Origin of the sequence: Rhizobium sp. NZLR11, assembly GCF_019685115.1 — a bacterium.
Classification (GTDB): Bacteria; Pseudomonadota; Alphaproteobacteria; order Rhizobiales; family Rhizobiaceae; genus Rhizobium.
In genome coordinates, this window is the sequence record NZ_JABDWD010000007.1 from 70420 (window position 1) to 84081 (window position 13662).

13 protein-coding genes and 1 pseudogene are annotated in these 13662 nt (G+C 61.0%); 8 read left to right on the forward strand and 6 right to left on the reverse strand.

The features are described 5' to 3' along the window. Positions 1-18: 18 nt before the first annotated feature. The gene (locus HJB83_RS14030; protein WP_221132154.1) at positions 19-1809 is read right to left on the reverse strand and encodes a PAS domain-containing methyl-accepting chemotaxis protein; all 1791 of its coding nucleotides are present in this window, start codon (positions 1807-1809) and stop codon (positions 19-21) included. Between the two features lie 489 nt (positions 1810-2298). Here HJB83_RS14030 and HJB83_RS14035 point away from each other — a divergent pair, with 489 nt between their 5' ends. Beyond that, complete coding sequence (locus HJB83_RS14035) at positions 2299-3021, forward strand: LuxR family transcriptional regulator (RefSeq protein ID WP_221132155.1); 723 nt, start codon at positions 2299-2301, stop codon at positions 3019-3021. Between the two features lie 36 nt (positions 3022-3057). Here the strand turns inward: HJB83_RS14035 and HJB83_RS14040 are convergent, their stop codons facing one another. After that, positions 3058-5355 (reverse strand): EAL domain-containing protein, encoded by a 2298-nt coding sequence (locus tag HJB83_RS14040; RefSeq protein ID WP_221117004.1) that lies wholly within the window; start codon positions 5353-5355, stop codon positions 3058-3060. Positions 5356-5615: 260 nt separating this feature from the next. Here HJB83_RS14040 and HJB83_RS14045 point away from each other — a divergent pair, with 260 nt between their 5' ends. Beyond that, positions 5616-6983, forward strand: a complete 1368-nt coding sequence (locus HJB83_RS14045) for a TIGR03808 family TAT-translocated repetitive protein (RefSeq protein ID WP_207583430.1) — start codon at positions 5616-5618, stop codon at positions 6981-6983. 124 nt (positions 6984-7107) lie between these two features. Beyond that, a complete protein-coding gene (locus tag HJB83_RS14050; RefSeq protein ID WP_221132156.1) occupies positions 7108-7773 on the forward strand; it encodes a glutathione S-transferase family protein in 666 nt (221 codons plus the stop codon). A gap of 1 nt (position 7774) precedes the next feature. On the opposite strand, the gene HJB83_RS14055 is transcribed toward HJB83_RS14050, so the two are convergent. Further along, positions 7775-8671: a LysR substrate-binding domain-containing protein gene (locus HJB83_RS14055; protein WP_221132157.1), complete on the reverse strand. Its 897-nt coding sequence runs from the start codon at positions 8669-8671 to the stop codon at positions 7775-7777. Positions 8672-8783: 112 nt separating this feature from the next. Here HJB83_RS14055 and HJB83_RS14060 point away from each other — a divergent pair, with 112 nt between their 5' ends. Further along, on the forward strand, positions 8784-8978 hold the full coding sequence (locus HJB83_RS14060; protein WP_207583427.1) for a hypothetical protein: 195 nt from the start codon (positions 8784-8786) through the stop codon (positions 8976-8978). A 13-nt stretch (positions 8979-8991) separates the two neighbouring features. Here HJB83_RS14060 and HJB83_RS14065 read toward each other — a convergent pair whose 3' ends face one another. Further along, positions 8992-9483, reverse strand: a complete 492-nt coding sequence (locus HJB83_RS14065) for a GNAT family N-acetyltransferase (protein ID WP_221117008.1) — start codon at positions 9481-9483, stop codon at positions 8992-8994. Between the two features lie 259 nt (positions 9484-9742). Here HJB83_RS14065 and HJB83_RS34090 point away from each other — a divergent pair. From HJB83_RS34090 to HJB83_RS14080, 4 genes and pseudogenes are all read left to right on the forward strand, one after another. Beyond that, positions 9743-9897, forward strand: a pseudogene (locus tag HJB83_RS34090) (LysR family transcriptional regulator); the annotation flags it as partial. Positions 9898-10024: 127 nt separating this feature from the next. Next, positions 10025-11002 carry a phosphodiester glycosidase family protein gene (locus HJB83_RS14070; RefSeq protein WP_207583425.1) on the forward strand — a complete coding sequence of 326 codons (978 nt, stop codon included), beginning with the start codon at positions 10025-10027 and terminating at the stop codon, positions 11000-11002. A 346-nt stretch (positions 11003-11348) separates the two neighbouring features. Continuing rightward, on the forward strand, positions 11349-11999 hold the full coding sequence (locus tag HJB83_RS14075) for a glutathione S-transferase family protein (protein WP_221132158.1): 651 nt from the start codon (positions 11349-11351) through the stop codon (positions 11997-11999). A 70-nt stretch (positions 12000-12069) separates the two neighbouring features. Further along, the gene (locus HJB83_RS14080) at positions 12070-12435 is read left to right on the forward strand and encodes an MmcQ/YjbR family DNA-binding protein (RefSeq protein WP_221132159.1); all 366 of its coding nucleotides are present in this window, start codon (positions 12070-12072) and stop codon (positions 12433-12435) included. On the opposite strand, the gene HJB83_RS14085 is transcribed toward HJB83_RS14080, so the two are convergent. Together HJB83_RS14085 and HJB83_RS14090 are read right to left on the reverse strand one after the other, a co-directional pair. Further along, positions 12420-13040: a glutathione S-transferase family protein gene (locus HJB83_RS14085; RefSeq protein ID WP_221117012.1), complete on the reverse strand. Its 621-nt coding sequence runs from the start codon at positions 13038-13040 to the stop codon at positions 12420-12422. The genes HJB83_RS14080 and HJB83_RS14085 overlap by 16 nt on opposite strands. 219 nt (positions 13041-13259) lie before the next feature. Next, positions 13260-13616: a DUF4406 domain-containing protein gene (locus HJB83_RS14090; protein ID WP_221117013.1), complete on the reverse strand. Its 357-nt coding sequence runs from the start codon at positions 13614-13616 to the stop codon at positions 13260-13262. Between the last annotated feature and the right edge of the window lie 46 nt (positions 13617-13662).

The window sequence follows — 13662 nt, forward strand, 5'->3', positions numbered from 1 at the left end:
GAACCGCCGCGCCCGGTCTCAGAACTCCTGCCAGTCGCCGCCGGCAATTGCCGCATTGCCATGGAAGGCGGCGCTCACCTTCGCAGCCATTGCGCGCGGTGGCGATGCGACGGGCTTGGAAGCTGGAGTTGCCACAACGGGGCGTGGTTGTCGTGAGGCCAGGCCGCCGATGTTGAACTGCCCTAACAGCTGGAAGAGCGCGTCAGCCTCTCTGGCGAGACTATGGGCGGCTGCCGTCGATTCCTCGACCATGGCTGCATTCTGCTGCGTACCCTGGTCCATGGTGTTTACGGCGGTGTTGATTTCCTTCAATCCCGTCGCCTGCTCCTTCGAGCTTTCGACGATCGCGAGAACATTGCCGTTGACCTGCTGAACCTGGGCGACAATTTCCTCCAAGGCCTTGCCGGTTTCGCCAACGAGGGTCACCCCGCTCTTCACATGCTCGTTGGATGCGATGATGAGCTCCTTGATCTCTTTTGCCGCTTTGGCTGATCGCTGAGCAAGCTCGCGAACTTCTTGCGCTACGACCGCAAACCCTTTGCCGGCGTCGCCGGCGCGTGCCGCCTCGACGCCTGCGTTAAGCGCCAATAGATTGGTCTGAAACGCAATCTCGTCGATGACGCCGATGATATTGCCGATTTCCGCGGACGATGTTTCGATCTTCCCCATCGCCTCGACCGCGCTGCGGACCACCGCTCCGGAGCGCTCGGCATTTTCGCGGGTCCTTCGCACCAACTGGCCGGCTTCCTGGGCGCGGCTGCTGGAATCGGAAACCGTTGTGGTGATCTCTTCAAGCGCAGCTGCGGTTTCCTCGACGGAAGCGGCTTGCTGTTCCGTGCGCTTTGACAAATCGTCCGACGCGGAACGAATTTGCTGAGCTCCGGCAGCGATACCCGTTGCATTTTGGGCGACGACCTGCATCGCTTCGCGGAGCTTGGTAGCCGCAGCGTTGAAGTCGGTCCGGAGTTTCTCCAGTGTGGGAATGAACGGTGTTGCGACTTCCTGGGTCAAATCTCCGCCAGACAGGGCCATCAACGATCCTGCCAGCTGATCGACATTGTTCACGCGGGCAGTGACGTCGGTCGCGAACTTGACAACCTTGAATACCCTGCCGTTCATGTCGAAAATCGGATTGTAGGAGGCCTGGATATAGATCCTTTTTCCGCCCTTGCCTATGCGCAGAAACTCATCCGCGACGAACTCCCCACCCGACAGACGCTCCCAGAACCGCCGATATTCGTCACTGTCGACGTAAGCATTTTCGCAAAACATGGAATGGTGGCGACCGGTGATCTCCGCAATCTGATAGCCGAGAGCCGACAAGAAATTCTCGTTCGCCGACAGAATCTCGCCCTTCGGTGTGAACTCGATAACCGCCTGGACGCGCGAAAGTGCGTTCAATTTGCCGGCGTCTTCAGCACTTTGCAGCTTCTGCTTCGTGATGTCGGTCGCGAATTTCACGACCTTGTATGGTTTTTCGCCGCTGAAGACGGGGTTATAGGAAGCCTCAATCCAAATTTCCTTGCCCCCCTTGCCGATGCGCTTGTACTGGCGCTGATCGTACTCGCCTCGGCCGAGCTTCGCCCAGAACTCGCGATAGTCGGCCGACGCGGCGTCCGCCGGCTCGACGAATATCTTGTGGTGTTGGCCGACAATCTCAGACAACTTGTAGCCGAGCGCGGCACAGAAATTAGCATTGGCGGTTAGAATTTTGCCGGTGAGGTCGAACTCGATGATGGCCTGTGACCTGCTCATTGCCGCCAATATTGCCTTGGCATCAGATCCGAAACCAAATGCTATTTTCTTCATGCTGTTCCCCCTACTCAGGTCTGAACGAATGACTGCCGCGACCCATCACGGGCTTGCGCTGGACGAGCAACCTGAAAATAAAATCCGCTAAATTCATTAAGCACCCATTAACCGAACCGCTCGGCGACGCGGCCCTCCGCGCCAGGGGAAATTGTCAAAATTAGCAAATTAAAATCAATTACTTAAACTTCTCCATTGGAGAGACTCCAGGACGGTAGAATATCCCTCGGCGAGGATCTCGGAGGTCAAGTTGGGGATTTTTCACCTTGGCCCGTCCCCAAAAGCCCTAGGATTGGTTTACTTTTTGTTAAGTATTACCCGCCCCTTTATGCTTGTGTTCCGGTACTTGGCGGCCGTTCGATTCTTCCTCCGCGGCGGCAAAGTTGCATCCGCCTTCGAGCGTATGGAATCGACTTCCGAGACAGGCGGTGTTCGGTGGGTACACCAGTTGCCAAGCGCCCGGGTGCGAACGGCTGATCGGAGAAAGACATGAAGCTCGAGGCCGAATTCTACCGAATTGAGGAAGTCGCGGCAGGCTTCAACACGCATTACGAAGTGTTCAAATATATGAAGGGCCTCACTCAGGACCTTGGAATGAATACTTTCCTGATCATGACGCTACCCACGGTCGACTTCGTCGAAATAGGCGCAACCAAAATCATTACCAACTGGCCGGCGGAAATGGTGGATTATTATGACGCCCATAATCTGATGATCGACAGTCCGGTCATCCGGCGGATGCTGAGATCAACCAGCCCGTTCAACTATGATGTCGAAGCGATCAATACCGATCGTGGCGAAGGCAAGAAGTCCACGGTCATCGAGCTGTTCCACCAGTACGGCATGGGAAAAGGCGCCTATTTTCCTGTTCACGATGCCGCGGGCGGACGCGGCGCCATGTCGATTTCTGGGCTACGGAATTTCGACATGATCGAAATGGCGAAGCTCCTATTTATCGCCACACTCATTTATGACCGGCTTTCACAACTCACATTGAACGAGAAACACAAGCCCATCGAATTTACGCGGGGCGAACTGGACTGCCTGACGCTGACTGCCGGCGGCAGGAAGGGCAATGAAATTGCGAAGCTTCTCGATCTCACGGAGAATGCGGTCAACCATAACATCGGCAGCGCCATCAAGAAGCTGGGATGTACGACGAGAACGCAGGCCGTCGTCAGCGCTCTGCGGCTCAATATCATTCGTGTTTAGAAATCGCGGCGATTGGCAGGCTTGTGAGAGTAAATCTCAGAGGTCCCGCGCCCGCAGCAATGCCGGAATCTCTTCCGGCGAAACCGGCTTGGAGAAGCGGTAGCCTTGCGCCTCCTCGCAGCGCGCGTGCCGCAGGAACTCCATCTGGGCGTCGGTCTCGACGCCTTCGGCGAGAACCGAAAGCTTCAGCGTCTGCGCCAGCGAAATCACCGCCGAGGCGATGGCGACGGCTGTTTTGTCGCCCGGCAGGGCTTCGACCAGCGAACGGTCCATCTTCAGGCGGTCGAAGGGGAAGGTCTTCAGTGCCGCCAGGCTGGAATAGCCGGAGCCGAAATCGTCGATCGACAGGCGCACGCCAAGCGCCCGCAGCGATTCCATCATGGCGAGCGCGCGGTCGGCATCCTGCATTACCACGCTTTCGGTGACCTCCAGTTCCAGCCAGCGCGATTGCAGGCGGTGGCGCTCCAGCGCCTCGGCGACGTGAGTGGCAAAATCCGGATCGGCGAATTGTTTGGTGGAGACGTTGACGGCGATCGTCAGCGGCGTCAGGCCCATATCCTGCCATAGGCGCGCTTGGCGGCAGGCCTCGTTCAGCACCCACAGACCGAGGGGAACGATGAGGCCGGTTTCTTCGGCAAGCGGGATGAAATTGACCGGCGGCACCCTGCCCTTGGCCGGATGGTTCCAGCGCACCAGCGCCTCGATGCCGGTGATGCGGCCGGTGGCGACATCGACCTGCGGCTGGTATTGCAGGAAAAGCTGGTCGCCGGTGATCGCCTGGTGCAATTCCTCCTGCTCGCCGAGCGGCATTCCGACTGGCGTACTGCCGCCATCGTGGTGCTGCAATGTGTTGCGGCCGAGTTCCTTGGCGCGGTACATGGCGCGGTCGGCATTGGCGAGAAGCACTTCCGAGGTTGCGCCATCGAAGGGAAAGGCGGCGACGCCGATGCTCGAAGTGACGGTGATCTCGCCGCCGTCGCTGCGGATCGGCCGGTTGATGGCCTTCTGCAACTCGCGCAGACGGCGGGTGATGCCGGCATCGTGGCTCGACTGATGGACGAGCACCACGAGGAATTCGTCGCCGCCGAGGCGCACCACCATATCGGATGCCCTGACGCTGTTGGCCATGCGGGCGGCGGTTTCCTTCAGCACCTCGTCGCCGGCGGCGTGGCCGCGGCCGTCATTGATATCCTTGAAATTGTCGAGATCGATATAGGCGACGGTGACCTTGCGGTTGTTGCGCCGGGCCTGGTCGAGAATATTCGCCAGCCGTTCCTTCAGGAAGGCGCGGTTCGGCAGGCCGGTGAGATCGTCGTGATGGGCCATGAAGTGGATGCGGTCATCGACACGCTTGCGCTCGATGGCAATGCCGGCAATGTGGGTGGCGAGCGCCACCAGCTTCATCTCGTGCTCTGTGGGACGGCGGACTTGTCTGGAATAGAGCGCGAAAGTGCCGAGCACGTTATTCTGCGCGGTGGCGATCGGCGTCGACCAGCAGGAGCGGAAGCCGAAGGGGGCAATCAAGGCGCGGAAATCCTCCCACAGCGGATCGCTCATCACGTCATCGACGATCACGGCTTGGCCGCGCCAGGCGGCGGTGCCGCAGGAGCCGACCTTAGGACCGATCGTGACACCATCGATGAGCCGGCTGTAGCCGCCGGGCAGGTTGGGCGCCGCGCCGTGGTAAAGCCTGGTGCCCTCGCTGTCGAGCAGCAGCACCGAGCCATCGATATCCGTCAGTTGCTCCTCGATCATCAGGACCAGCGCCTCGAGGATCATCGGCAACGGCTCGTTGCGGGCGATCATTTCGAGCAGTTTCGCCTGGCCGCGATGGAGATCCTCCTGAAGCTTGCGTTCGGTGATATCACGGGAGACGCCGATCAGGCCGACGATCTCGCCGCGGTCGTTGCGCAGCGGTATCTTCGAGGTCAGCCGGCATATCGGCCTTTTGCCGCCGGGCAGGACGTAGCTTTCCTCCATGTCGATAGAGGCTTGTCCCGTCGCCATGATCTGCTGCTCGATATCGAAATGGCGGCGAGCCGTCTCGAAATCGAACAGGTCGAAATCACGCTTGCCGGTGAGCAGATCAGCGCTCTCGAGGCCGAGGCTGCTGGCGGTGACGGCATTGGCGAAGACGAAGCGGCCGTCACGATCCTTGACGTAGAGGAAATCCGGAAGTTCGTGGACGATTGCCTTGAGGCGCAGGTTCTCGATGCCTTCGGAGAGGTGATGGGCAGTCGAGGCCATCATCGCCTCCGTCGCGGCGACGACGCGCCGCGTTTCGGCCGACAGGGCATCGGTCGATTCCCATCGCCTGGCACTCGGTTCGTGCATGCCGCCATTCTCCCCGGTGGGCCGAAGGCCCACACCCCGCATCGTCACCCGAAAAATTCCCTTCAAAGTAGTCCCCATTCCCTTCGGCTTGCTTAAATGAAAGGGTGAACAAGACGACAAAATCCGCGGCGATATCCTGCCGTTGCCGATCGCCATAACCGCAAATCCGGCCGCCTGCCCCAGAAAGAGACAGGCCCCCTGGCATGTTTCCTGCTATGGACATGCCAATGAATGAACACGCCATGATCAGGGAGCCCGGGATGCCTTCACGCCGCGACATGCTGCTCCTTCTCGCCGCCTCGGCGATTGCGGGCGGGGCATCGCGTGCGCTGGCCTCGCCGCGGACGGCGGCCGCCGAGCCCAATTTGCGCGGGACGATCGACGCAGCGGAATATCGCGCCATTCCCGAAAGCGGCGACCGCAAAAACCGCAACCTTGAGCAGATGATCAAACAGGCGGCGCGGGAAAACGTGCCGGTCTTCCTGCCGCCCGGCACCTACCGGATCTCCAATCTGACCCTGCCCGACAATACACGCATATCGGGCGTGCCCGGCGCCTCGCGGATCGTCTACACCGGCGAAGGCCAGCTGTTTTCGGCCGAGAACGTGCGCCGCATCGAGCTTTCCAATCTCGTCATCGACGGCGGCAATCGCTCGCTCGCCGACCACGCCGGCGGTCTGCTGCAATTTACCGGCGTCGACGAACTGCTGATCGACAATTGCGAGATCGGCGGCAGCCGCAAACACGGGCTGCAGTTGGAGCGCTGCGGCGGGCGGATCGAGCGCAGCCGTATTTCCGGTGCCGGGCAATCCGGGCTTTATGCGGTCGATTCCGCCAATCTTTCGGTCACCGGCAACACGATCTCCGATTGCGGCAATGGCGGCATCCTGGTGCATCGCTGGAAGAAGGCGGAGGACGGCACAGTCGTTTCCGGCAACCGCATCTCCAACATCCGCGCCAATGACGGCGGCACCGGCGAAAACGGCAACGGCATCAATATCTTCCGTGCCGACGGGGTGATGGTGGTGAACAACCATATCTCCGACTGCGCCTTCACGGCGATCCGCGCAAATTCGGCATCGGACATCCAGATCAGCAGCAACCAGTGCCGGCGATCCGGCGAGACGGCGATCTATGTGGAATTCGCCTTCGAGGGCGCCGTCGTTTCCGCCAACATGATCGACGGAGCAGCGAACGGCATCTCGATCGCCAATTTCGACGAGGGCGGCAGGCTGGCGAGCGTGACCGGCAATGTCGTGCGCAACTTGACGCTGAAAGGGCCCTACCAGCACGAGGTCGGTTTCGGCATCGGCATCGCGGCGGAGGCCGATACGCTGATCTCAGGCAATGTGATCGAAGGCGCGCCGCGCTGGGGAATGCAGATCGGCTGGGGTCCCTATCTGCGCAACGTCGTCGTCAGCGGCAATGTGGTGCGCAAGGCGCCTGTGGGATGCGCCGTCTCGGTCGCCGATGGCGCCGGCACCGCCGTCATCACCGACAACATCTTCCAGGAAACCACAGAAGGCGCGGTTTTAGGCTTCCAGTGGGAGAAGAAAGTGTCGGCCGAGATGGCCGGCGGCGGCTCGCCTTATGCGCAGCTCACCGTCGAGCGCAACCGCGTTTCGTGACTTCGTTTTCGCGAGTGCCTGGAACTCCGCCATCAAAAGCTTTCATCATCCCATCAGCGGCAGGGACTTTTCCGGGGCCGATCGCGCAACTACGGTCTCTCGGAAACATTGAGGGGATACGGTCATGCTGACAATCTACGGAGTTTATCGATCGCGCGCCTCGCGCGTCTACTGGATGGCGGAGGAGCTTGGGCTGGAGTTCCGGTCGGTGCCGGTGCTGCAAGCCAAGCGGCTCGCAGACCCGCTGGCATCAGAGGCGCCCCTCAACACGCACTCCCCGGATTTTAGTGCGGTCAACCCGATGTCACAGATCCCCAGCATCAGGGATGGCGAGTTCGTCATGCACGAGTCGCTGGCGATCAATCTCTACCTCGCCCGTAAACATGGCGGTCCGCTTTCCGGGAAAACCGTCGAAGAAGACGGTTTGTTGACGATGTGGTCGATCTGGGCCGCCTCGCAGGTCGAGCCGGAGACGGTAAAGATCGTTCTGACCTATGATAACGGCCTGGAAAACAGCGATGAGGGCAAGCAGGTGATCGCCGCCGCCTGCCGCGCGCTGCGCCGGCCGCTTGCGGCTCTCGAAAACCACCTTGCCGGCAGGGAATGGATCGTCGGCGACCGCTTCACTGTTGCCGATCTCAATATCGCCGAGGTGCTGCGCTACGCCCAGAGCGAGGAGGCCGTTTTCAACGCACATCCCAATATCAAGGCGTGGATCGAGCGCTGCCAGTCTCGCCAGGCCTATAAGGCGATGCAGGCGGGCCGCAGCCTGGAGCCGGCCGAGGCCTGAGTTACCGGAACAGCGCCTGCGTGCCGGTCATTTCCTCGCGGATCCAGGCTTTGAAATCCCTGACCTTCTTCGGCTCGCGCGTGCCTTCGGCAGTGACGAAGTAATGGCCGAAGCCGGTTCGGGCGCGAATGCCGAAGGGGGCAGCGAGCCGGCCTTCGGCGAGCGCAAAGGCGGCCAGGGTCTGCCAGGCAAGCATGACGCCCTGCCCGGCGATCGCCGCATCGAGGCAGAGCGAGGCATCGTTGAAGACGTGGCGGGTCGCGGGTGTCGCGCCTGACAGCCCCGCCTCGCGCATCCAGACCTCCCAGGTGAACATGGCGCGGCCGTCGACGACGGCAGGCAGCGCCAGGATATCGGCTGGCTCTTGCAATCTCGCCGCCATCTCAGGCGAACAGACCGGAAAGACCTCCTGCTCCAGCAGCAGTTCGGCCTTCACATCAGGCCAATTGCCGGTGCCGACGCGGATGCCGATATCGACATCGCAAAGCGCCGGGTTGACGAGATTGGTCGTTGCATCCAGCCGCAGCTTGATATCGGGATGACGCTCGGCGAAGCGATCGAGCCTGTAGACGAGCCAGCGGGCGGCGAAAACCGGCGCCACCGAGATGGTCAGGATCGTATCGTCCTTGCGGCTTGCGATCGACACCGCCGCCGAAAGACGGGCAAAACCCTCGTTGAGCGCGAGCAGCACGGGCCGGCCGGCTGCGGTGGCGATCATTCCCCTGGCGGTGCGCTCGAAGATCACCTGACCGAGCTGGGCTTCGGCCTTGATTACTTGCTGGCTGACGGCGCCGACCGAGACGCCGAGCTCGTCGGCGGCCGCCTGCAGCGAGCCCAGACGACCGACGACTTCGAGCGCCCTGAGGCCGTTGATATGGACCGTGTTGAGGTTCTTCATGCAGTTTTTCTATAGCAGCGTCGCATTAATCTCAATTGAAAATCCGCTTAGGAGAGCCGACATTACAGCCTGCGACCATCATCCCGCACCGCCGGAGAAAGCGAGGCATGCCATGTCGTTGCTGAAGTTTTTCTTGAAGCCCGCCCTTGCCATGGGCGGTGCAGACACTACGCTAGTCTGGAAGGACGATCCGCTTCGGCATCCCGAGGTCGAGCGCATGTCGATGCGCGAAATTGCCGATCTTCCGCTCGGAGCAGAGACCGGGTTTTCCGCCGAGGCCAAACCGCCGCTGGCGAAATGCGCGTGACGGTGCGCGCCGCTTAGGCGATCGATGCCTGCCAGCAAATCACCTGACCGTCTTCCGGATCGATGCGTTCGCCGGTGCGGATAAATCCGTTGCGTTCAAGGGCACGCTGCGAGGCGATGTTTTCCACGCCCGTATCGGCCGAAACGAGCCTAACGCGCGGGTCTTTCCGCGCCCATTCGAGCAATTCTCCGATAGCGCGCGTTACGTATCCACGCCGCTCGCGACCCGGAACAATCCCATAGCCTATGTGGAGTTCGCCGTTCTCAGGCGCACGGATGATGGAGCACAGTCCGACGATCTCGCCATCCTCGACAATCATCCAGGCGGAGGGGGTAAATTCGGCGCCGATCTCCGCGGCGATCCTCGCCAGCATCTCCAGAACATCCGGAGGGGCGATCGCGCTATCGGGAACCAGGCGCGTATCTGCGGGCGCGGCGCCGTTCAGCAACGCGGCGAAATCATAAGCAGTCAATTCGATGATCATATTCTTCTCGACATTGGACATGCGCCAGCTTTGGCGCGTCAAGGCCGAGCAGCAAGACTAGCCCTCGATTGAATTCGAGCCGCGTCTCGTCCTTCCGCCTCGGCCAGTGCGTTCTGAATATTTTGCGACGGCAAACAAAGGCGTTCTCCTATTGGGGCCTGATACCGGAATGAGCGAATGCGGATTGATACTGAAGCTCGCCGGCCTCTTTGTCCAGGCTTCGCAGGGGACCAATCAATTTCGTGATGTCATCCAGACGCCCTCCATCGTCACCCCATCACTTCCGCCTGAGATGCAGATCATCACCGACAGGCTGCCGTCGCCTCCTATGTCTTCCGTCGTGGGCGCAAGAGGCGAAACCCGGCGCTCGACACTCTGGTCAGACAGATCGAGAGCGAAATCAGCCGTTACGGAGGACTGGCCCTGGCAAGCTGAAGGGGCTATTTCGACAGAGCGGGCAGCCTTTCCACCGTAGAAAAACCTTACTTGGGAGCTGCATTCGGGCGACGCCACGCCAACCCGGCGTCGCGAAGCCCTATCTGTTTCAGCAAAGAGATTTTCAGTGCCAGCAATTCGAAAAATCCTGTTCGGACTCCTAGCAATTTTAACGGTCGTCATTGTCGTCAGCGCCGGCTGGCTCTGGCAGGTCGCGGGTGTTTATGGTTTCAACACCGTCCTGCGGCGCGGTGGAACCTATTGGGTCAAAGTCAAACCTGACGACGAGCGCCTTTCCGCCTCCATGCGGTTGGCGTTGAGCCCGGTAATCCCGGCCGTTTTGCCCGGGCCGCTGGTCTGGCAAGAGCCGGAGACGGGCTTCGAAGTGGCGGAGCTGCCGGTTCTTGCCGATGGCCGCGAGGTCGACCGGATCTTTCTCAGCAGAATTGACCCGGCCCGCTTTCGATTCGTCACCCGTAATGCGGCTGCGGGCGATACCGGCATCGACGAATGGGAAAAGGCTTTGCCCAACGCAGTGCTCATCGTCAACGGCAGCTATTATGACATGCATGGCAGGCCCGACACGCCGTTCATCAGCGAGGGTATTGCGATGGGGCCCCAGCAATATGACGCGAAGGCCGGCGCCTTCATTGCCGGCAAAGACGCTGCCGATATCCGCGATCTGACCCATCAAGATTGGCGGGTCGCCTTTGCCGGCGCGTCGAACGCCATGGTTTCCTATCCGCTCCTGATCGGCGACGACGGGCAGACTCATGTGAATGTGAAAAGCCGCTGGCTCGCCAACCGAACCTTCGTCGCCAGGGACGATTTGGGGCGTATCGTCATCGGCACGACAAAGGACGCGTTCTTTTCCCTCGACCGGCTGGCAGAGTTTCTGAAGACCTCGCCGCTCAATCTCAAGGTGGCCCTCAATCTCGACGGCGGTCCTCTCGCCTGCCGAAGTGTCCGGCTGAATGACTATCGGCAAAAATTCTACGCTAGATGGGAAGCTCAGGTGGACGACGACAGCGTAAACCTGCTCAGCTGGCCGATTTCCGAGGCCAATTGGGCCATGCCGATGGTACTGACGGTCGAGCGGAAGTAGGTCGGCATCTGATCGAGCGCGGCGACAATCCAAGCGACCTGAACGTCTTCTCATCGCCCCGTGGAAACTGGTAAGCCATGATGCGCGGCCTCTTCACCAACAAGACGGTCCGCAATCTCGTTACGGCCGGCATCCAGCCCGGCTCCACGGTCCATGTCCCGTCTGGCGGGGCCTTACGAGGGATCTGGCGATAGTCTCAAGGCTTGCCGCGCTGAATTGATCTGGCCCCGGCGAGGATTATCGCGAGCATCGGTGTCGGAATCGTGTTTCGCCAGCCGTCTTTCAAGCCATTGTAACACGCCTTACATCGGCATCGATCTAAGGATAAAATTATAGGGAGGAAGCGATGACAATTACCATTACCGCCTTTGAACGCTCGCCGGATCGCGGCCGGGGTCTGGCGCGTGACATGCGCGTTCGCTGGGCGCTCGAGGAAGCGGGCGAGCCTTACGAGGTTCGTCTCGTTTCGTTCAAGACGATGAAGGAGCCCGCGCATTTGGCGCTTCATCCTTTCGGGCAGATTCCGACCTATGAAGAACGCGATCTCGCGCTGTTCGAGTCCGGCGCGATCGTGTTCCATATCGCCGAGCGCCATGCGGAACTGCTGCCGGCGGATACGAATGCCCGGGCACGCGCTGTCACGTGGATGTTTGCCGCGCTCAACACAGTGGAGCCACCGATCTTCGAGCGCAGCCTCGCCACAATCCTCGAGCGCGACGAACCCTGGTACGAGCAGCGCCTGCGTGCTCTCGAAGACAGTATCTGCAAACGGCTGGGGAGCCTTTCCGCTCGCCTTGGCGATGCCGACTGGCTCGATGGCGCGTTCAGCGCCGGCGACTTGCTGATGGTCACGGTGCTGCTCAGGGCGCAAGCATCAGGTCTATTGGAGGAATATCCAAACCTTGCCGCCTATGTCGCCCGCGGCGAAGCGCGGCCGGCCTATCAGCGTGCTTTCGCGGCCCAGCTGGCGGTGTTCACCGCCGCATCGGCCGGCTGACAAAGGTTCCGCTTTCTGTCCGAAGCGGGCGTGGTTTCAGGTTTCGGATCAATGAGGGGAAGGTGAGACAATGGCCGGCGACGTCGATGCAATTTTTGAGCGCCTCAAGCAGCTGGCTGCGGAAGCAGGCTTGCTCGATGTCGAGGAAAGCACCTCCTATGGCAACCCGGCGCTGAAGGTCGCCGGAAGGAGCTTCGTCGCGGTGAAGGACGCCGAGACGATCGTGATCTCGATAGGTCTGGACGACAAGGATCATCTGCTCGAAATGGCGCCCGACATCTATTTCCAGACCGCGCATTATATCGGCTGGCCCCATCTGCCAGTGCGCGCCGCCGTGATCGGCGACGAGGAATTACGGTTGCGGCTCATCGGCGCCTGGCTGTTCCGGGCGCCGAGGAAACTTGCTGCCCGTCCCGGATATCAGCCTCGATCGTAGGCCAGCGCCCGCTGGACGGCGGGGCGCTGCAGCATGCGCGCGTGGTGATCACTGACCTTTTCGAAGCGGGCGGGATCGACACCGTCGGACGGCAGCCAGCCTGTCATCACGAAGAGATAGGGATCGGCGAGCGAATAGGCCTCGCCCATCGCCCAGGGGCCTTTGAACATCGTCTCTTCGATCAGGGTGAAACAATCCGCCATATTCTCAGGCACTTTCGCCTTCATCGCCTCGATCGCCGCCTGATCGCCGGCCCAGCGCGAGCCGCGCGGGCGATGGGCATGGTTCACATGCACGGTCGAACAGAGATAGCTGTTGAAGGCCTGCAGCCTTGCCAATTCGAAGGCATCGCCGAGCGGCGCCAGCTTGGCGTCCGGCGCGCTTTCAGCGATAAAGCTGAGGATTGCCGGGGTTTCCGTCAGCACGCCGCGCTCGGTGACAAGGGCGGGCACACGGCCCTTTGGGTTGATCTTCAGATAGTCCGGCGAGCGCTGCTCGCCATTGGCGAAGCTGAGCTTTCTCGTTTCGAAGGCGAGGCCTGATTCTTCCAGGACAATAAGGCTTGCGAGCGCGCAGGTTCCTGCCGCGTAGTACAATGTCAGCATGGTGATCCACTCCCTTTCGGCACGTGATATAGCGCAGGGATGGGTGCGCCGGAACTGGGGAGATTGGGTTTTGTCTCTGCGTCGGCGCGGGCGAGGAGCAATGATCGGCATGCCGTGCCGTCTCCCTCAACCGCCCCGAAGGGTCGGTCGAGGGAGTGAGCAAAGCCGCAAATGCGCTGAGCTTAAGCGAAGAGCAACGCTGAGGCGCCGCGCAAGTCTTCAGCCGCAGCCCGGCACGTCTTCCAGCCGATGCCAGACCGGGATGCCGCGCTCCCTGGCGATGCGCACGTCGTTATCCGCCCCCTTGGAATCGCCCGGCAGGCGCAGCACGCCTTCGCAGAGCTGCAGCAGCCGGCCGGCGACTGGGTGGAAAATCTCCTCGTAAAGCGCGTCCCCGACCGACTTACCGCCGGCGGCGTGCCAGATCGGCAGGGCCAACCATTCGCCGATCATCGGCACGTGGCCGGCGACAAACAGTGCGTGCGAGGGTTGCTCCAGCCGCTTCAAGTTGGCGGCCATTTTTTCCGGGTCGTCGCCGGTTCCGGACCGATATGGGCCGGCAATCAAAATCAACATCATCCACTCCATCGCTCCGCTTCTGCGTGAGCACTCCCGGCTTCAT

Coding starts and splice junctions, on each gene's coding strand:
- HJB83_RS14085 (WP_221117012.1), bottom strand. CDS start 13,040: ATGCTGACATTGTACTACGCGGCAGGAACCTGCGCGCTCGCAAGCCTT.
- HJB83_RS14080 (WP_221132159.1), top strand. CDS start 12,070: ATGGCCGGCGACGTCGATGCAATTTTTGAGCGCCTCAAGCAGCTGGCT.
- HJB83_RS14030 (WP_221132154.1), bottom strand. CDS start 1,809: ATGAAGAAAATAGCATTTGGTTTCGGATCTGATGCCAAGGCAATATTG.
- HJB83_RS14075 (WP_221132158.1), top strand. CDS start 11,349: ATGACAATTACCATTACCGCCTTTGAACGCTCGCCGGATCGCGGCCGG.
- HJB83_RS14045 (WP_207583430.1), top strand. CDS start 5,616: ATGCCTTCACGCCGCGACATGCTGCTCCTTCTCGCCGCCTCGGCGATT.
- HJB83_RS14050 (WP_221132156.1), top strand. CDS start 7,108: ATGCTGACAATCTACGGAGTTTATCGATCGCGCGCCTCGCGCGTCTAC.
- HJB83_RS14035 (WP_221132155.1), top strand. CDS start 2,299: ATGAAGCTCGAGGCCGAATTCTACCGAATTGAGGAAGTCGCGGCAGGC.
- HJB83_RS14065 (WP_221117008.1), bottom strand. CDS start 9,483: ATGTCCAATGTCGAGAAGAATATGATCATCGAATTGACTGCTTATGAT.
- HJB83_RS14055 (WP_221132157.1), bottom strand. CDS start 8,671: ATGAAGAACCTCAACACGGTCCATATCAACGGCCTCAGGGCGCTCGAA.
- HJB83_RS14060 (WP_207583427.1), top strand. CDS start 8,784: ATGTCGTTGCTGAAGTTTTTCTTGAAGCCCGCCCTTGCCATGGGCGGT.
- HJB83_RS14090 (WP_221117013.1), bottom strand. CDS start 13,616: ATGTTGATTTTGATTGCCGGCCCATATCGGTCCGGAACCGGCGACGAC.
- HJB83_RS14040 (WP_221117004.1), bottom strand. CDS start 5,355: ATGCACGAACCGAGTGCCAGGCGATGGGAATCGACCGATGCCCTGTCG.